We start from the raw sequence: 18,938 nt of genomic DNA on the forward strand, positions 1-18,938 counted from the left end.
GAGCAAGTATCTCAAGTTTGAAAGACGGTATACTGATACTATGTGTAGTCTAAATTTTATAAATGAGAATCTCAACAAAAGAGTAAAATTTATTAAATAAATAAGCTACAACTTAAAGTGTGTACGAAATACCTTATCGAGCCAAGGTACGCTAATAGCATAGTTATGCTCTTCAGTTCGATAATGATGAAGTAAATGGTGTCTTTTCCAAAGAGAAAAAGGAAAACGTTTCATTTGAAAGTTATGTGTTGCAAAATGTACAGAATCATAAAAAATATAACCAAGATAAAAACCTAAAAAGAGAGCACTCCCTAAACCAATTTTCAATAAGAAGACAAAAAGGGCCCAAATGACCAAACCAACGGGAAGGGTTACTATGACAGGCATCAAAGTACGATAAGGGTGATTGGGCTGAATGTGATGATTGCCATGGAAAATATAAACAAGACGTTGTATCATCTTTCTTTCACTTGAAAAGTGAAAGATAAAACGATGGAGTGTATATTCTGTCAAAAACCAGATAAACAAACCATAGACTATATATAGTATGGTATGCCAAAAGTGCACATTGTACTCTACTGTTATAGTTAACACTATGCTTTCAAATAAAAAACAACAACACAGGAAGGTCCGAAAAGAGATAAATGTCAAAGACTCCATCCAATCCTGACGAAAAATTCGAACGGGAGGAGCTTTTTTTGAAAGCTTATGATGTGGAATCGAAGGCTGTGTTGGATCGGCTGTTCTAATAAGTCTGGAAGAAGATTCTGACATGACTACACTGCTCCAAACCGGCAACATCGACGATTATTAGCTACTTTTAGGATCGAAAGCTTACGCTCTTTGCGAGAATCCCGTCATAGGAAAACAGACTAATCCACCCTGCGTACTACTCAGAGTGACCTTCAATACCATATTTCAGATTCTTAACGAACACCATATAGACCAATAGTGGCGGCCTGTCCCATGAATGTGCCTATCAACATATCTATCTTGTAAATTGCATCCGTAGCAGCATCAGCAATCAAAATAGCATCATGATCCTTCATAGGAATTTTCTGAGCCAAGAAATATTGCGTAGGGTTCAGCATATCAATTTCATAAATGACTGGAGCTGAGTGCTCACCTTCCTTGATGGGTACCCCGAGACGACGACAAATTTCTGCATCTTCGTAGCGGATTAAGTAGACGGCATTTCCATCCGCTCTATTATCGGCTGGTCCGCCAATTCGAGCAATGGCTCCCGCTAAGCTTAGATTAGCCGTTCCAAACTGTACTTCGTTCCTTTGCTGGGTCTGTCCAACAGCTCCAAAAGCAGTGAAGGTTCGCGGTTGATAGATAACACGGATGCGGTCACCAGGATCAGCTCTAATATCTTCCTCAGGATGATCCTCGAGAGTTGCTAAATCAGTTGCGCCAATCTTGCCTTGTCGAACCAATTCCACCTGTGAATCTTTTGGTGGGTACTTGGCCCCTCCAGCGATAGCGATCACATCTGACAAATGTTCATTCGCTAGAGAAAGAACGACACGACCTGGGCGCAATATCTCTCCCGAAACTATTACAGTATTTCCTATATCATTCTGAATACGGACCATAACCTGTGGATCTTGAGATTTGTCTTTTAGATGACTTTGGATAATCATTGCCACTTGGCTTGGAGTTTTCCCCAAAACATTCATTCTCCCAACATATGGTACCATTATTGTACCATCTCCTTCCACTTGAGTGGGAGGGAGATTTTGCGATGAAATACGAGGTGCTGCGCCAATTACACTCTCACCATTGGAGCTGGTGCCGCTTACACTTCTGTCGGATGAAGAAAAGAGACCATTTCCTAGTTCGAATATAGTAATCCCCAAAATGTCTCCTGCGCCGATGTGGTCATTAAGAGAAACTCTAAGATTGCTTTTATCTAATGTCGAGATTAGTGGACGCACCTGGGAGGCGAGTATGTCGGCGATTTCGGGTGTTACGGGAAACAATCTATAATGAAGGGCCGTCGTATTGGCAGAAGATTTAGTATACTGGTGGACCTGTTTTTGTGTTGGGCTGGAGCGTGGAACCCAGCTGCAGCTGGCCAAAAGCAAAGCTGCCAAACCAGTTGTACCTCTGAAAAGCAACGCAGATGCTCTTACGTTATGAGCGAACGCTTTTCTACACGAGGAAAACCGGATCATTTTATCGTCCTGATGATGATAATTCTAAAAAGATGCCCCGTTCTTATCCATTTTTTATAAACGATGCAAGCCCAGCATGTATCGTCGGCATATAGGGAAGACCATATTAAGAGTGGTATTTTTGTAGGAAGCTTGACGAGTAAAGATTGGCATTGGTAAGAGCGTGCTGGCTACCGTCGGGATGAGTTCTGTGCGGATGATTGGGGAGGGCAGGAGATTGGGTGATACGGCTTCAGAGGTTGAAAGTGAGGGACGGATGATTTCTTCTCAGGAGAGAAACATTGAGCTTTCATCTGGATCTGCAAAATCAACAATCCGATACTTAGGTGAGTATGTGGTAAATGGGCTCATCATGAAGGTGCCAAGGTGGTTCCGCAAGCAATGGATGTTTTCTGTCGTTGTTTTGTTCCCAACCTTGCTGGTTGCTTCTTATTTGTGGTTTTTTGCCTCCCCCCAGTATGTTTCAGAAACACATTTTTTGGTACGTGGAAAATCATTAAATAGTTCAGGGTTTGGTGGAATGGTTGGTCTTTTGGAGGCTAATCATGGAGGTACGCAGGACACGTATGCTGTTCAAGACTATATGATGTCGCGTGATGCGCTGCGTATGCTGATTCAGAAGGTTGATCTAAGGGCTGTTTTTTCCCGGTCATATGCGGATTTTTTGGCTAAATTTCCTTCTATAGTTACCCGCAATGATTTTGAGAGCTTCTACTCTTTTTATTTAACACATGTGAAAGCCCAAATTGATGAGGAGACTGGGATTTCACATTTAAAGGTTCGCACGTTCTCAGCTGAAGACTCGCAAAAGGTGGCGCAAGCTCTCTTGGATGCTGGTGAAAAACTTGTCAATGAGATGAACGATCGGCAGCGCTATAATACTTTACACGCTGTACAGTCGGAGCTTGACGTAACCTTGAAGGAACTGCACGAGACGGAGATGCAGTTGGCGGCTTATCGGTATAGCAATGAAACAATTGATCCAATGAAGCAGGCTGTTCCTATGATGGGAACAGCTCTTTCCTTAGAAGCAACGCTTTCCATGATGGAAGCCGAAAAAAAACAACTGGATCTTACGGCGCCGCATAGCCCTTTGAGGAAGGTATATGCCCAGCGGATTGCATCAATTCAAACGCAAATGAAAAATGCCCAGGCTCATATAACTGGTCATGAGATGAATTCTGGGTCGTTGGTACCTAAATTGCTTGGTTATGATGAACTGGCAGTCAAAAAAACGATAATTGAGAAAAAATTGGCAGCAGAGACGACGGCCTTGGAAATGGCGAAGGCTCAAGCGGATCGTCAAATGTTGTATGTCACGGTTGTAGCTCAACCCAGTCTGCCAGATTATGCTGCTTATCCACGAACTGCTGTATTTATTGTGTTGACCTTCATAACGATGCTGATTTTTTATGTTATTGGGTCTCTTCTTGTCTCAGGTGCGAAAGAGCATACTCTTCAGTGAGAGAAAAAATGGTTAATAAGAAGGTACGGAGCGCTAAAAAACATGTCAATTTGACATTGTCTCAGTCCATTTTAACGCAGTTGCGTGTGATTTATGCGTTAATTATGCGAGAAACGTTAACAAGGTATGGTCGTGAGAATATAGGATTTCTTTGGGTGGTGGGAGAACCTATTCTTTTTTGCGGAGGGGTGACAATTATGTGGACACTTGTTCGTCCTTCGCATGAGCATGGTCTCCGGATGACTGCTATGGTTGTTACGGGATATGTTCCTTTGGTACTTTTTCGGCATGCTGTTGTTAGATCAACGAAAGCTTATGCTGTTAATTCAAGCTTGCTTTATCATAGGTTGGTAACTCCTCTAGATATCATTACTGCACGTATTACTTTGGAAGTGATAGGTGTCATGATGGCTGCTATCCTTGTTCTCTGCGGTGCTGTTTCATTGGGGTACATGGAACTCCCAGAGGATTGGGCTTTAACACTTTCTGGGTTTGGATTTGTTGTTTTTTTTACTTATGGTATTTCGTTTATATTTTCCTATTTGACTGAACGTTCTGATTTGTTGGAGAAAACGGTTAGTGTTTTGACATATCTTGCCCTGCCGTGGACTGGGGCTTTTGTGATGATTGATTGGATCCCTCCAAAATATAGGTGGGTTCTTGAATATACCTCTCCTATAGCCAATGGAATTGAAATGATGAGGTCTGGATTTTTTGGTTCTAAAGTTGTTCCACATTATTCTATATGCTTTATGACTTATACGTCTTTACTTACGTTTATGGTTGGGTTGTATCTTTGTTTAAGAGTTAGACCTCATATAGAGTTATCGTAATATGGAGGCGAAGTTGATGGGTAAGTTGATATGTCAAGATCTTTCGAAAGCTTATCATGTTGGAAAAAAAAGAAGACTCATCTTAGATCGTGTAAATTTAGAGGTTAATTATGGAGATAGGCTGGGAATATTGGGACGAAATGGAGCAGGAAAATCTACTTTAATTAAGATGATTGGTGGAATTGAAAAGCCGACTAGTGGAACAATTCATTATGGGATGACGGTTTCATGGCCGTTGGCTTTTGGAGGGGCGTTCCAAGGTAGTCTTTCTGGGCATGATAACTTGCGTTTTATTTGTCGTGTTTATCATTTAGATTATGAAGAAACCTTGGATTATGTGCAAGGCTTTGCCCAGTTAGGTAGACAGTTTTATGATCCTGTAAAAACATATTCATCAGGTATGCATGCGCGATTGGCTTTTTCGCTTTCTCTGGCGATAGAATTTGACTGTTATTTGATTGATGAAGTAATTATGGTTGGAGATGCACGTTTTGCGCAAAGGTGTGAAGATGAGCTTTTTGCAAAACGTGCGGATAGGACACTCTTAATTGTTTCGCATAATACTGATTTTATTAAGCATACCTGCAATAGGGCCGCTCTGATTCATGACAAGAAGGTATTTCTCTCTTCTTCTGTTGACGAGGGAATTGAAAAATATTACAATTTATGAAAACTTGCTGAGGTGAGCGTTAATGAAAGCACATAAAATAGAAGCTGTTCATCAAATTTTAATTCTTGACAAGGAAAGCGGGAAACTTCCTGATTTCGTGAAAAATAATAGACAAGCGATCAAAAAGATATATCCGAAGGCAAAATATAGGCTGTGGAATGATAGGACGATTAGAAAATTTTTGAAGAAAAATTTTCCTACTTCTGTCTTTGAGGCCTATGAGACGTTATGTCCATATGCTTATAAAGCAGATCTTGTTAAATATGCTTTGTTGTATGTTTATGGAGGGTTGTGTGTTGATATTGGTGTCTTATTGTTAAAGCCTTGGAATATACCTTTCTCTAAGGATGTTGCGGCCTTTAAGGAGCCTTCTTTTATTTCTCCGAGTTGGTCGGCAATTCAAACTGGCCTTTTGTGGGCGTTGCCTCGACGGGAAGAATTCCGTTTGGCAATTGATCTCATAGTGGAAAACTGTCGTAAAAAATATTACGGCTTCAATCCGTTGTATCCGACAGGTCCGGTTTTGTTGGGAAAGGTCTTTTTGTCTGTTATGGCTTCTAGGAAGGATACTTTAGAAGCAGATAGTCAGTATGTAAGTCAGACACGTTGCGTTACTGCGGAGGCTGATATTATTAATATGACGTACGTATCAAGAGAGGGTATTGTTGTAGCGATTCGGAATAAGAAAACAGGTGGAGATTTGAAGGAGATAGGTCTCAAAAATTCTAATAATTATAATGAGTTTTGGCATACACGGCAGGTTTATGCTGAAAATCCTATGATATGGAATTCAGATGATCCTCTTATATTTGTAAAAGGTGGATTGAGTAAAACGGAAAGCGGGCAGATTATTTCCTTAGATAGGAAGGAGGGTATGACGTATGGGCCATACGTTTCTCTCCCAAAAGGGAGATATAGATTCTCTATTGTCTTTGAGGAGGAAAGTTTTTTTGATGAAATAAAGTTATCTATAGTATCTAATTATTCTGAAATAGATCACCATTCTATTGTTTTTTCCTGTGATGAGCTTGTCTCCAATGTTTTTTCCTATACGTTTGATGTCGAGGAACTGTGGCGGAAGGTGGAATTTAAAATTTATACGCCAAATGGTTTTTTGGGGGGGATAAAGAAAATTCTAATAGAGAATCAAGAGAGGTCTTTTCCTCCCCTTCCAGGAGAAAGGGGGGTATCCTCTGGACTTTTAGGTGGTTTTTTAAAATTTGTGAGAGGAATTTAAAATGTCAAATGAGTTTCATGAAATAAAATATCTTCATCAAATATTTATTGTTGATGACTTTGTCTTGCCCCGTAGTTTTTCTCCTACTATTCAGCATCATATTGATGTAGCTCGTTCATTATATCCTCAAGCCGCATATAAAATGTGGTCTGGCAATGAAATAAGAGAATTTATTAAACGTCATTTTTCAAAAGATGTTTTGAAAGCTTTTGATACCTTAACGCCTTATGCCTATAAAAGTGATTTGGCTAGATATTGTCTAATGTATATTTACGGTGGGTTATATTTTGATCTTTCTATATACATGCTAAATAGATGGCAGATTCCGAGACAGTGTGGTGTAGCCGCTTTTTATGAAACATATGATGGAATGGAATGTTGGGCTAGTTTGCAAAATAGCCTTTTATGGTCTTTACCTAAACGCAAGGAGTGGAAGGTACTTATTGAAAAAATTGTAAATAATTGTCGTAATAGATATTATGGTCCACATGATCATTATGTTACAGGCTCACCTCTTTTGGGACGTAGCTTTGCTACTGTTATTAGTGAGAATTCTAATATGTTGGATATCGACGATCAATATATTGGAGAAGTTAGATACATAACGCCTGAAAGGTTTGTGCAGAATGTTACTTTTGTAAGCCCTGATAGAAGGGTTGTCGCATTGAGAAACAAGAGCGTAGCGGGCAATATATCAGAATTGGGTGTTAAGGGAGCTAATAGTTACTGCCTTCTTTGGAAGCAAAAAAAAGTATTTGGAGAAAAGAATTATGAGTGGCTTGCTAGTGATCAGCATATTATTCCTATAGGGAATAAAAAAATAAAAAAGGAAAATGGGGTGATTTATGTTTCCCATGCTCGAGGAAGAGTTTTTTTTGGCCCATATGTTGATTTGCCTGCGGGTAGCTATAAGATAACTCTTAACTTCTTGCCGAATACCAAGTATAGACGTATTTTTTTAGATATTGCAACCGAAAATACGATATATAGAGAATATGATTTTGACTATGGCTTTGTAAGTGAGCACAATAAAGAAGTTTTTTTCTTTAATTTTGATTCTAATAAAAAATCCGTTGAATTTAGGATGAGTGCTTTTGGAGATTTTTTTGGAGGGGTAACGGGTATAGTTATTGAAGATAATTCCAATTATGTTTGGGATGCTAGGCATCCTACTCTACGTCTGGCTGATGGAGGTAAGAAGGATGAGAATTCTATTCTTGTTACCAAAAAAGATCTTGGTAAGATTTTGTATGGCCCTCATGTTGATTTGGAAGCAGGATTTTATCGACTTAATATTAAATTCATTGAGGGAACAGTTTTTAAAAATCTAAAGATTGCAGTAACTGCTGCCTTTGCTCAGGAATCAATCGAAAATTTTGAAACCAGGTATCCCACTGAAGCGGAACGTTCTAACGAGACGTATGATTTTTTTCTATCTAAGAGGAAAGAATTTGTTGAGTTCGTATTGTATGTTGACGGGGATTTTCAAGGTGGAATTTCTCAACTCTCTCTTGAAAAGGTAAAGGCCGCCCCAGAGGAGAAACATGAAAAAAATAGTAAGTTTTCTTTCTTAAAATTTAGGACGAATCTATTTAGGTTTTCAGATTAGAAAAGGAGATGTTTTATGAAAATTGCGCCTAGAGTACTAGTTGATGGATTCAATTTAGCTCTTCCTAAAGGGACGGGGGTTGCTACTTACGGTCGCGTTCTCTCTAGGACATTAAGTAGTATAGGATTTAAGGTAAACGTACTATATGGACTAAATATCCCTAGGAGGTTGAATGAGAATTTACAGGAAGTTATGTTTTTTAACCAATTAGCTGCAGATATGCGATACAGGAGGCCTCGGCTGTATTCTCCTAGGTGGTGGCGACAAACGGCTTTCAATTTTTTGGGGCATAAAGCTGAGTTGATTAGATTTAATAATTGCGTGGAGGCACGATCCTTTGAGGAGCACATGCCTACGTTTGATTGTATTTTTAATATTCCTTTTATTTTTCAGATGGCAGCTGGTTTTTTTAAGAAAACTGGATGCTTTTTAAAAATAAAAAATACAATGAATCAAGATATAGTGCATTGGACGTATCCTTTACCTATTAAGGTTATTGGAGCAAAAAATATTTATACTATTCATGATATAGTTCCATTGAAGATGCCTTATACAACTTTAGATGATAAGATTTATTATTATAATTTAATGAATTCATTAGCTAATGAGGCTGATTATGTCTGTACGGTTTCTGAATATTCTAAGGATACTATTGTTGATTTTTTTCCAAAGTTTCAAAATAAGATTTTCAATACATATCAATCGACACCATTTACTCTTTCTGATATCTCTTATGAACGGACAGAGCGGGAAATAAATAAACTATTTGGTATTTCTGATGGGGGGTACTTTATATATTTTGGCCAGCTTGAGCCTAAAAAAAATATCGGTCGTTTATTAGAAGCCTTCTTATTATCTGAAACTAATCGTCCTTTAGTATTGGTAGGGTCTAATGGGTGGAAAGAAGAAGAGGAATTGCGATTTCTTGAACAGGGAATTGCTATGGGGGTGATTATTCATATTCCATATGTTCCCGTTAAATTACTAAGGTCTTTAATACAACATGCACGTGCTGTGTTATTCCCCTCCATATTTGAAGGTTTTGGTCTACCTATTTTGGAAGCCTTTAATTTAAAAACGGCTGTTCTCACCTCTAATACTGGAGCCTTGAAAGAAGTTGCTTCTGATGCAGCTCTATTGGTTGATCCATATGATGTTAATGCGATAAAAGCCGGAATCGAACGATTAGATAAAGATGATTTTCTTTGCAACTCATTAAAAGATAAGGGTAAGGAGCGTGCAGTTTATTTTGATGAAGAGAATTATAAAAAGAGGTTGTTGGAATTTTATAGTATAGTATTAGAAGGATAGCTTTTGATCTTTTCATAAAAAGAAGAAATATTTCTCTTATACAGGTTGGAAGAGAAGAATTTTGCTCTCTCTAATCCTGCCTTAATCATTCTTTTTTTGTCGTTCTCACTTAGCTGATCGAGTATATTTATGCAATTTGCCATCTCTACTATATTAGTAGCATCGCATAGCATGGCTGCATCACCGGAAATTTCTTCTGTAACACCTCCACGGCTGGTAAGAACTGGAACACCTAATGACATGGCTTCAATAATTGGAAGTCCAAATCCTTCTGCAAGGCTTGGAAAAAGAAGGGCTTTAGACTCTTGAAGAGTCCGTAACAGAGAGAAACGATTGCTCCATGGTAACCGAATTACTTGGCTACTTGAACCATACGGCTTATAATTCGGTCTATCATCTCCATCAGGACCAATTAAAATAAGTGGGGTTTTTGTTCCACTAAGAGCATGGGCCTCCAATAATCTTTCAATATTTTTTCGATGTTCAATGCGACCATAAAATACAAATGAATCAGCTGGAGCAATTCGGGGAGCATTCGATATGGAATTTCTTACTTGTTTACTAAATTCAACGGGTTGATATAGAGTCGTTATACGATCTGGATGCACAGAAAGTAAATTAATTATTTGATTTCGAACTGTTTCTGAAACGGCGACAAAATGGACAGGACTTTCTATTAAAGAAGATAAAATTCTACGAAACCGAGTAGGATCGATACCTGTTAAGGAAGGATGTGTAAGCGGAATTATATCATGAATTGTAACTACATTTTGACATCCTTCCATAAAAAGAGGAAGCGGATATGTCCAGTGCATTATGTCTGGTGGAGAAAGAGGGGTTAGTCTTAAAAGTCGCTTATGATATCGATAATGAAGATGTGCTACACGATAGAGGTCGTTTGCTAGGAAAGCATCTCCCCAGACGGATTGAAACATATTGCTTATTGTAGGAGCACGGGAAAGTAGAGCAGCGATTATGCGAGATGCAATCGATAGGCTCGAATATCCCTCCACGTTTTCTAATAGCCACGCTGTACTATAACCAAGTTCTCTAGTTACATTACTATGATTGATTGCGTAATACTGAACGCCAGTCCCATTTCTACGTCCAATATTGCGTCCATCAAACCATATTGTCGAGTGGCTTCTGTGGGATGAAAGAAAAGAATTATCCATTATTTTTATTAGTCGTTTTGAGTTAGTGTGAGACAGTGAGAGAGAGTAAGAGCTACGCTCTGAGACCATGAAAAGGGAGACCATTTTTTAAGGCGCTCTTTTTGAGCCTGCCATAGAGGGCCGTATTGTGAAAAGTCGTCTATTATTTTTTCCCACTCTGTTGCATCAAGTGGAGACACATAGGATGGAATATTTTGGCCTATCTCACGTAATGCAGGAATGTTGGAGCAAATACTGGGCACTCCTAGACTCATAGCTTCTGTGAGCGGTAAACCATAACCCTCTGTAAAGCTTGGGAAAAGAAGACCGTTAGAATATCTTAATAAGGAGGCAACACATTCGTCAGAAAGACCACTTTCCTCTATAACAAGATTCTGCAAAGCGGGTGACCTTTCTAATAGGTCTAGAATATTTTCATTTTCCCATCCACGCTTACCAATAAGAATAAGATAAGGGACGGCCTCTTCCCCACGTTGCTGGACAAGGTAACGCCACAAATGGAGCAACAAAAGATGGTTTTTACGCGGTTCGATTGTACTGATATACACGAAATATGGCTTTTTATATTTATAATTTTTGCACTCTTGATTAGTATGATAGATGGCCTGCTTATGGACCCCATGTGGTGTTTTCCAAATAGGGATGCCATGGCGGTTTGCTTGGGAGAAAAATGGCTTTAATGATTCTCTCACAGAGTCAGTTGGTACAATTACAGCTCGAGCCAGTTCTATGACGCTATCAATACGGGCTTTGTGACGTATTTTTTCGCGAGGTCGTGAGTACTCTGGATATTCAATAGGAATAAGATCATGTACCATGGGTATGAAGTAGGATCCTGTCTTAGAAAGAAAATTTCTTATTATTTTTTTATGCATTAAATGATGGTGAGATACTAGAAAATAGAATTTTATACCATTAATATCAGGCAAAGAGTTAGGAAAAAACAAATATATTTTTAGTTTTTTTGCAATATTCTTTGCTTCCGCTATTTTCTCTTTGTGACCTAAATTCCATCCATTAAGTAAATTTGAGATAAACGTGGTAACGGTACTGCGTGGAAGTCTTCCAAGGCGTCCAGTTAAAGAAAGGGCGACAAAATAGGTTTGATCTTGATGATGTGTTAAAAGGTATTCAGCATAAGCGAGTTCAACTCGATCAATCCCCGTAGGAACTGCAGATCCTGCTCTTGAGAGCAAGCGTGATATGTCAAGAATAAATGAAATTGATGGTACTGTCATTTTATTGTACCCTTCTGCATGTGGAATAATTTTCCAAACGGGAAATGGTACTTAACGTCAGCTTTTCAAGCCCTTCTTCAGAGAAGAAACCTCCAGGGATTAGGCATTGATCTATCAGTACACGACGAAAAGCCGCAAAGATGAGTGGGTCAGGTCGCTGGGGTGCCTGCCAGAAAGCTTTCAATGTCGATTGCGCAGTCAGTCCCGGCATGTCGTAAATGGCGTGACCCAAGGTAATGACAGGGACATTATGAGCCAGAGCCAGGGTACCAGTCGTGCTGTTAACGGTTACGACCCCACGGGCATGACGCACAAGCCTGGCTATATCTCCAAGCTCCATGTAATCCACACGATTGCTGACACCATGCGCAGCAGCAAGTCGCTGGACAAGTTTCTTCCAGTCCTGCACACCATTGTCAAGCGGATGCTCTTTAATGACAAGACGCATCTCCAGTGGGGCATTTTTGGCAAAGGATACAAGAACTTCGGTGATGACTTCCGCCACGCCTGAATAGGAAGAATGCAGGCGTAGCTGGGCATCGGCATCCAGTTGCAGAGGGAGCAGCATGTAAGGCTTGGGCCCTTCAACCAGCCATTCAGTCAGTTCGTGACTGCGTTTTTGAGCCTTTTTACGGCGACAGAGGCGTCGCAACCACCCAACGCCTTCCACCAGGGGCGGCCAGGGGCGATAATCTGTCCAATGCGGGAAACGCCACTTCAGAAGAATGGTGGCTGCATTATAGGCCACGCCTTCCAGTGCACGACGTGGGAAGGAAGAGGGGACAGGCTCATGTGGGGCGGCAGGAGGCAGCTGGCTGGCACGCTGATAGTACCAGTCAGGGTCTTTGGGTAGCGTGGAATTACCGTTAACGCCACCAAGTTCCAGGGTGACCCAGTCTGGCCGGATATAGCCTTCCTCAAAAACATGGACGGCAATATTCATTTCACGGCAGATGAGGATGGCCTGCCGATGGAGTTCCCGGCAGTCACCAAACAGCAGCACGTCCGTGATGTGATGTTTTTGCAGGATGTGCCCCAGAAAGGCGGGCCATGTCCCATAATTGCTGCGGAAGGCAATACCACCTCCCAGACGCCAGAAAAGCTCATCCCCTCCATTGAAGTTGATTTTCCACACATTATGCCCCCGTTTTTTCAGGGCACGGCCAACAGATTGGAAAAAAGGCCCCATGAGCCCCTGGAGCAGCAGGAAATTGCGTTTTGTTTTTGGGGGGATCTGGAGCGACATGGGCACAAGCGTGCTGGTCTCTGTCAGGCTCGGATCTTCAAAAAAATTGGATGGATATTCGGCGTGTTCCGTCTCTTCGGGAGGGTGGCCAGAATATGTTGTCTGGGTATTGTCAAGCATGAGGGGCCCGGCATGATGAAATGAAATGTGTGAAACAACGGCGTAGCTGGCCCTGCCTCTGCCGTAATTTCATGGCGTATGTTGGCTTCCAGAGCTCAGTCTTGCCAAAACAGTCAATCAGCTCCTCCACGTCACATCGCTGTTCTGTCTCTGGATTGATATAGAGCGGATACAGAATAAGGGCGATTGCAGCAAGGTCTGTTACATCCAGTTGACGCCCCCGGCGGGGAAGAGATGGTCCCAGATGTGTTGTCAGCCCCCAGCCAGCGTAAAAGGGGGCACCGTATGTTGTAACCTTTTTGCCACGTATCAGCGCCTCAAAACCTGTCAGGGATGTGAGGGTGTGTACCTCGTCAACATGTGTAAGGAGCTGGCTCATGCTGCCACTGCGGTCAATGCTGTTGGCGTAGGCAAGAATGGTTGCTTCGGAAAGATGACCGGAACGATGGCCGGCCTCCACATCAGGGTGGGGCCGATAGATGATCCATGCTCCAGGATTCCTGCGGCGAACCTCACGCAGCAGGGCGAGATTATCCGTAATCTTGCCTCCGCCTCTTACGACAGACAGATCTCCAGCAACCTGCCCCGGAACCAGAATGACCGGCCCCCCCTCAGGATGCTCCATTTTGACGGGAGATGAATCAGGCGTAGCGGCATATTTGGAAACATGAAGCGTTTTGAGGCGCTCCATGAGAGTATCGGCTCTTCCACGGAGGGCCGGTGCAACCTTGATATCCCTCAGCATGTCCTCCAGATCACTGGGGTGGGAGGGATCAACATAAGCGCCCTGGCTGTCCAGGATAATGGAGCATGGAGGCAGAAACCCGCTTCCCAGTCCCATGGACCGGATGAAGCCATCTTCCACGAAGAAGAGGGGCACCCGCATGGCATAAGCCTGTGCCTGCAGGGCTGGTGTGATGCGGTTTGCCCAAACAGCCAGTCCAGCATTCTTTTTCCGGGCATAGGCCAGAGCCCGACGGGGCGACCAGAAAAACCGGATGGGGTCTCTTCCTTCAAGAAAAGAACGAATGCGGCGCTGTTTCCACCATGCTATTCCATGGCAGGCTACGACAGGCCTGATGGCTCTGGCTCCAGACGCAGGGACATGGCATGACATGGTGAAATGGGGCCTTTTCCATACCGGACAGGTGGTAGAAACACTAGCTTGTTATCAGGAAGTCTTTTTTTTGGGAAGAGAGGGGTGGTGAATATAATTTAATTTCCACGATTGAATAATAATTCGACCGATAAGTGGAGTTTATTGGCAAAATTTCCATTTCATTGATCAATCCATCCCTGAAATGTCCAGGGAAAACTTCATGAATCCGTTTATTCTGTCATTTCTTTCGGAGTTCCAGTATCTTCAATGTCATATTACATTACAGAATTATGTTTGATGATTGTAGGGAGCCTTGTCATTGGAGAAGGTATCGACCTTTTTGTTCACCCTGTCCGTATTGTAAGAAAGCCCTCCCTGGTCCTTTTACGCTGTTTTCCAGTCATGATGGCAACCGGTATTTTTCTTTGCCTGACAGGTGTCATCTGGCTTTCCCTGCTGCTGAGTGCCATCCTGATGGGGGTGCTTGTAACGGCATCCAACCTGAAGCTGCGCCTGTTGAATGAACCTTTGGTTTTCACGGACTTTGCCCTGATCGATGCGTTCATGAAGCATCCACGTTTTTATCTTCAGGGCATTCCGCCTGCTGTGCGGTGTGTTGTCGTAGCTGGTGGTGCAGGGGTGCTCTACCTGCTTGCATGGGCTTCATCACTGTCTGTCGGGTTACGGCTGATGGGCTGTATCGAGGCAGTCGCCGTGGGACTATGCCTCTGGTGGCTTTTGGCACGGGGAAGTCGTTCCGATGAAACAGGGCCGGACGTGTGGCGGGATGTGCGTGAGGGAGGGCTGCTGCCAACACTGCTGCTTTATGCCTGGCGCTGCCATGAGCTGGCACCGCTACCCGTCAGGCCTGCCTTGTTGCGGACGGCTGCCGCACCAGAGTCTGTCATCGTCATCCAGTGTGAATCATTTGCCGATCCTGCGGAGCTGAAGAATGAGTGGTCGCCTCTGCCAGAGCTCGTCCGATGTCGGCAGGAAGCGGTACAATGGGGAAGGCTCCTGCCTAGCGGATTAGGTGCCTATACGATGCGTAGTGAATATGGGGTTCTGTGTGGCGATGATGAGGAGATGCTCTCATATCGCCGGTTTGATCCATTCCTGACAGCGGATCAGTCTCCGTCCCATGCCCTGCCGAATCGTCTGAAACATTTTTATGAAACGGCTCTTTTCCTGCATCCCTATGATCTGCGTTTTTATGGTCGGAATCGTCTGCTGCCCTTATGGGGGTTCAATGACGTCATCGGGCGGGAATGTTTTTCCGAGCAGGACAGGGTTGGCCCGTATGTAGGTGATGCTGCGCTAACAGCACGGCTGCTGACATATCTCCAGAAAAACGATCATTTTCTGGCCTACTGTGTGACAATCGAAAATCATGGTCCCTGGAAGAAAGGGCGGTTGGAGCAATCGAGTGGTGCAGAAGCGTGGCATCAGCACGTGCAGAATGGTGATGCCATGTTGCGGGAACTGCTTGCAGAGATCAAAGGGAGCGGGCGGGACATCATGCTGGTATTCTTTGGGGACCATCGTCCGGCGCTGGAAGCATTGCCTGCTGTTGAAGGACTGGAGAGGGGGACACCCTATGTCATACTGCGGCCCAATGGGCCAGAGGGAAGTCGCGTATCATCTGAGCCTGTAGATGTAACACCTGCCGAGCTCCATCGGAGCATTCTTCATCACGTCAGCTCCTGAAAAGATACGCTATAAAAAAAAGGGCGCCTGATGAAGAGGCGCCCTTCTTCTTTTCATATGCCAGAGAGGATTACTTGGCTTTCCCCTGGTTGGCGACAGCTGCTGCCTTGGCAGCAATTTCCTCGGCATCACCCAGATAGTAGTGCTTGACCGGCTTGAAGTTCTCATCGAACTCATAAACCAGCGGCACACCTGTAGGAATGTTCAGGTTCAGGATTTCATCTTCCGTCATGTTGTCCAGATATTTCACCAGAGCACGAAGGGAGTTGCCGTGAGCAGCGATGATGACCTTCTCGCCCTTCTTGATGCGCGGCAGGATGGTCTTCTCCCAGTAGGGAATCACACGCTCAATGGTCAGGGCCAGACTTTCCGTGACGGGCAGCTCATCAGCACTCAGATGGGCATAACGCGGATCATGACCGGGGAAACGCTCATCGGAACGCTCCAGAGCAGGCGGCGTGACAGCAAAACCACGGCGCCACTGCTTGACCTGCTCATCGCCATATTTCTTGGCTGTTTCAGCCTTGTTGAGGCCCTGGAGAGCACCATAATGACGTTCATTCAGACGCCAGTTCTTCTCAACGGGCAGCCATGCCTGATCCACACCGTCCAGAATGTTCCAGAGTGTATGGATGGCACGCTTCAACACGGAGGTATAAGCGTAATCGAAGGAATAGCCTTCCTTGTGCAGCAACTGGCCGGCAGCTTTGGCTTCGCTGCGCCCTTTCTCTGACAGGTCGACGTCATACCAGCCAGTGAAGCGGTTTTCCTGGTTCCACTGGCTTTCCCCGTGACGAACCAGAACAAGCTTTGTTACGGCCATGATGATCTCCTTAATGTATAAGGTTTTAGCAACACTGGGAGATTGCGCCACTACAGCCTGAACTGCAAGGGCTCAGCCTCACTTCATGCCGTCTGTCAGAGCATAGCCGTTATGAGGCATGACAGGGACGGAGAGAAAAAGGCCACCCGCAGGGGATGGCCTTTGTTCTGATCGGGCATGGAAGGGATGATCAGGGGGTTCCCTGCTTCTTTTCCTGCTCTTCGGTAAAACGGCGAGCCTCTGATGAAACGGTCAGTGTCATGGTCAGACCGGCGGTCAGCAGATAGATGATGGCAAATGTCCAGATGACGTAGGCCATGCCGACGCCGAAAATCATTTCGCAGAGGGAAACAATGGCAGGCCCTACCCATGTCGACGCTCCAGCGCCCAGCCCGAGTATGGACAGCGCAGCGGCTTTCTCCCGTGGGCAGATCTGGGGCATAAGACCGGAGAGAGGAACGAAGGCAGCGATGGAGGCTCCATAAAGTATGCCCACAACCGCAGCCGCTGCGAAATTGCCCGGATACCAGAGGGGAACATAATAGAAGAGGGGGATGGTGATGAAGCCACCGATACCTCCAAAAACAGCCACGACGAAGCGGTAGCCCATTTTGTCCGCCACCATGCCTGAAATCAGATTGACGATGATGTTGCTCAAAAAGATGAGTGACAGCAGGTTGAGCCACTGCCCGAGCGTGAACCCCAGATGATCGACAAAAAAGCCGGGCATGATGGCCAGAAAGGCATATTCCGATGATGTATCAACCGTGCGGACAATACCGGCAATGAGAGTTTTGGGCTCACGCCAGATGATGCTGATGGAGCCCAGAAAGATCTGTCGGGCAGGAACATCGGCAGGTAGAAGACGGCGATTGCCGGTTGGCTCCCTTGTGAAAAGCAGGGCGATCAGTCCGCCGAGAACAACCAGCCCCAGAGAGCACCAGAAGGTGTTGATTTCACCGATGGCAGGAATCGCAAAACGGGCAAACTGGGAGCCGAGAGTAGGCAGGCCGGCAGAGAAAGAGAACCAGAACCAGCCGGCTGCCGCTCCAAGCATGGATGTTGGTGTCGCTGCAGCAATCCAGACCAGGAAACCATAGGCGAACAGCGGATAGGCAAACCCGCGGAGAGCATAGAACGTCAATATCCATGTACTGTTGTTGGGGGTAAGCCCAAAAACAAGGAAGCAGACCTCCAGGACAGCCCATAGGACCAGACCGCTCCACATGACCTTTTTAGGTCCCATGAGATCGGATAGTGGCCCGGCAAACCAGGCGGCAATCATCACGGTGATGCCGTAAAAAGTGAAAAGCTCGTTGACGAAACTCTGGGGGTGGCCGGTGTGCAGCATGAACGTATCCAGGTATCCCGCCTCGACACCATCGCCGACCATGAAGAGAAGCTGTCCGACAAAGGCCCAGAACAGGGCGGCCGGTATGCCTATTTTTTCAACAAAGTGTGGTTTCTTGTCTGGCGTGCCTGCCATGAAATCTCTCCATTTGTTGGGGAGGGATGAAAAAAGCCAGTCCGTGGCGCTTCATTCCTCAATAGATGATTGACTGGCCTTACGAGAGTGCTCAGGCCCCTTGAATTATCGTCCGTACAGGAAGCGTTTTATTAGAGCCCTGAAATAGGAATTCAGTATGCCTGTCCAGACGCAGAAGTATGTTTCTGATATCATAAAGATGATTTTTTTTCAATTTTGTATATCCAGCGACCAGTTCTCCCTTATCGCCCGGGATATCTGGCGAATGGTAGAGATATTCCATGGTCGTGTCATGAATCACTTTCTGTTTTCGGTGAAACCTGAATTTTTTCATACCCATTTCGCTATCATTCTGAAAAGCCTTCGAAAAAAAAGGAGAGAATTAAGTTGCGAAAGAATGTCATTATCATTAGCGTCACAGGGGTGCAGCAGAATGGAAGGCGGGCTCCAGATGATTATATGCTCATGCAACGGATTGTCTGACAGGGACGTGCAGGCGGCCATTCAGGCCGGAGTTGTGAAAGTCTCCGAGGTTTACTCTGCCCGTAAGTGTCAGGTGAAATGCGGCAACTGTGTAAAGGGAGTCGCCTGCCTTCTGAAAGAAGCAAAGCGGAAAACCTGTCCCTGCCCGACAACTATGGCAATAGAGCAGGGGATGGCTGCACAGATAGCCAATGGTGATGACCCGATACAAAAAAAAGAAGCCTCCCTTTAAGAGAGGCTTCTTTCATCAGTCTGG

General features: G+C 44.2%; 16 protein-coding genes. 8 read left to right on the forward strand and 8 right to left on the reverse strand.

Annotated features, from left to right (window positions below):
• Nucleotides 1–105 precede the first annotated feature (105 nt).
• On the reverse strand, nt 106–774 hold the full coding sequence (locus GM608_RS03980) for a sterol desaturase family protein (RefSeq protein ID WP_333645054.1): 669 nt from the start codon (nt 772–774) through the stop codon (nt 106–108).
• 152 nt (nt 775–926) lie between these two features.
• Nucleotides 927–2,180 carry a polysaccharide biosynthesis/export family protein gene (locus GM608_RS03985; RefSeq protein WP_249079556.1) on the reverse strand — a complete coding sequence of 418 codons (1,254 nt, stop codon included), beginning with the start codon at nt 2,178–2,180 and terminating at the stop codon, nt 927–929.
• Nucleotides 2,181–2,397: 217 nt separating this feature from the next.
• Here GM608_RS03985 and GM608_RS03990 point away from each other — a divergent pair, with 217 nt between their 5' ends.
• The 6 genes from GM608_RS03990 to GM608_RS04015 are packed head-to-tail and all read left to right on the forward strand — an operon-like array spanning nt 2,398 to nt 9,305.
• Nucleotides 2,398–3,645 carry a capsule biosynthesis protein gene (locus GM608_RS03990; RefSeq protein WP_192848173.1) on the forward strand — a complete coding sequence of 416 codons (1,248 nt, stop codon included), beginning with the start codon at nt 2,398–2,400 and terminating at the stop codon, nt 3,643–3,645.
• A complete protein-coding gene (locus GM608_RS03995) occupies nt 3,642–4,478 on the forward strand; it encodes an ABC transporter permease (RefSeq protein ID WP_333645055.1) in 837 nt (278 codons plus the stop codon). Before GM608_RS03990 ends, GM608_RS03995 begins: the two co-directional genes overlap by 4 nt.
• Before the next feature lies 1 nt (nt 4,479).
• On the forward strand, nt 4,480–5,148 hold the full coding sequence (locus tag GM608_RS04000; RefSeq protein ID WP_284438450.1) for an ABC transporter ATP-binding protein: 669 nt from the start codon (nt 4,480–4,482) through the stop codon (nt 5,146–5,148).
• Nucleotides 5,149–5,170: 22 nt separating this feature from the next.
• Complete coding sequence (locus GM608_RS04005; RefSeq protein ID WP_276825067.1) at nt 5,171–6,385, forward strand: glycosyltransferase family 32 protein; 1,215 nt, start codon at nt 5,171–5,173, stop codon at nt 6,383–6,385.
• Between the two features lies 1 nt (nt 6,386).
• A complete protein-coding gene (locus GM608_RS04010; protein ID WP_333645058.1) occupies nt 6,387–7,994 on the forward strand; it encodes a glycosyltransferase in 1,608 nt (535 codons plus the stop codon).
• A gap of 15 nt (nt 7,995–8,009) precedes the next feature.
• Nucleotides 8,010–9,305, forward strand: coding sequence for a glycosyltransferase family 1 protein (locus GM608_RS04015; protein WP_333645059.1), 1,296 nt, complete (start codon nt 8,010–8,012; stop codon nt 9,303–9,305).
• Here the strand turns inward: GM608_RS04015 and GM608_RS04020 are convergent.
• The 4 genes from GM608_RS04020 to GM608_RS04035 are packed head-to-tail and all read right to left on the reverse strand — an operon-like array spanning nt 9,281 to nt 14,201.
• Entirely contained in the window at nt 9,281–10,564 is a 1,284-nt protein-coding gene (locus GM608_RS04020) for a glycosyltransferase family 1 protein (RefSeq protein ID WP_333645060.1), read from the reverse strand. The genes GM608_RS04015 and GM608_RS04020 overlap by 25 nt on opposite strands.
• Nucleotides 10,489–11,718, reverse strand: coding sequence for a glycosyltransferase family 1 protein (locus tag GM608_RS04025; protein ID WP_276825064.1), 1,230 nt, complete (start codon nt 11,716–11,718; stop codon nt 10,489–10,491). The genes GM608_RS04020 and GM608_RS04025 overlap by 76 nt, the downstream gene beginning before the upstream one ends.
• Nucleotide 11,719: 1 nt before the next feature.
• Nucleotides 11,720–13,084 (reverse strand): capsule biosynthesis protein, encoded by a 1,365-nt coding sequence (locus tag GM608_RS04030; RefSeq protein WP_408863027.1) that lies wholly within the window; start codon nt 13,082–13,084, stop codon nt 11,720–11,722.
• Complete coding sequence (locus tag GM608_RS04035; RefSeq protein ID WP_333645061.1) at nt 13,077–14,201, reverse strand: hypothetical protein; 1,125 nt, start codon at nt 14,199–14,201, stop codon at nt 13,077–13,079. The genes GM608_RS04030 and GM608_RS04035 overlap by 8 nt, the downstream gene beginning before the upstream one ends.
• Nucleotides 14,202–14,585: 384 nt before the next feature.
• Here GM608_RS04035 and GM608_RS04040 point away from each other — a divergent pair, with 384 nt between their 5' ends.
• Nucleotides 14,586–15,890, forward strand: coding sequence for an LTA synthase family protein (locus GM608_RS04040; RefSeq protein WP_193599730.1), 1,305 nt, complete (start codon nt 14,586–14,588; stop codon nt 15,888–15,890).
• A gap of 70 nt (nt 15,891–15,960) precedes the next feature.
• Here the strand turns inward: GM608_RS04040 and gpmA are convergent, their stop codons facing one another.
• Both gpmA and GM608_RS04050 read right to left on the reverse strand, forming a co-directional pair.
• The gene (gene gpmA, locus GM608_RS04045) at nt 15,961–16,713 is read right to left on the reverse strand and encodes a 2,3-diphosphoglycerate-dependent phosphoglycerate mutase (protein ID WP_081563131.1); all 753 of its coding nucleotides are present in this window, start codon (nt 16,711–16,713) and stop codon (nt 15,961–15,963) included.
• 190 nt (nt 16,714–16,903) lie between these two features.
• Nucleotides 16,904–18,199 carry an MFS transporter gene (locus GM608_RS04050; RefSeq protein ID WP_081563132.1) on the reverse strand — a complete coding sequence of 432 codons (1,296 nt, stop codon included), beginning with the start codon at nt 18,197–18,199 and terminating at the stop codon, nt 16,904–16,906.
• Between the two features lie 157 nt (nt 18,200–18,356).
• Here GM608_RS04050 and GM608_RS04055 point away from each other — a divergent pair, with 157 nt between their 5' ends.
• Nucleotides 18,357–18,914: a (2Fe-2S)-binding protein gene (locus tag GM608_RS04055; protein ID WP_333645062.1), complete on the forward strand. Its 558-nt coding sequence runs from the start codon at nt 18,357–18,359 to the stop codon at nt 18,912–18,914.
• Nucleotides 18,915–18,938 lie beyond the last annotated feature (24 nt).

Source organism: Bombella sp. ESL0380, from assembly GCF_009725805.1.
In the GTDB taxonomy this organism is placed as follows: Bacteria; Pseudomonadota; Alphaproteobacteria; order Acetobacterales; family Acetobacteraceae; genus Bombella; species Bombella apis.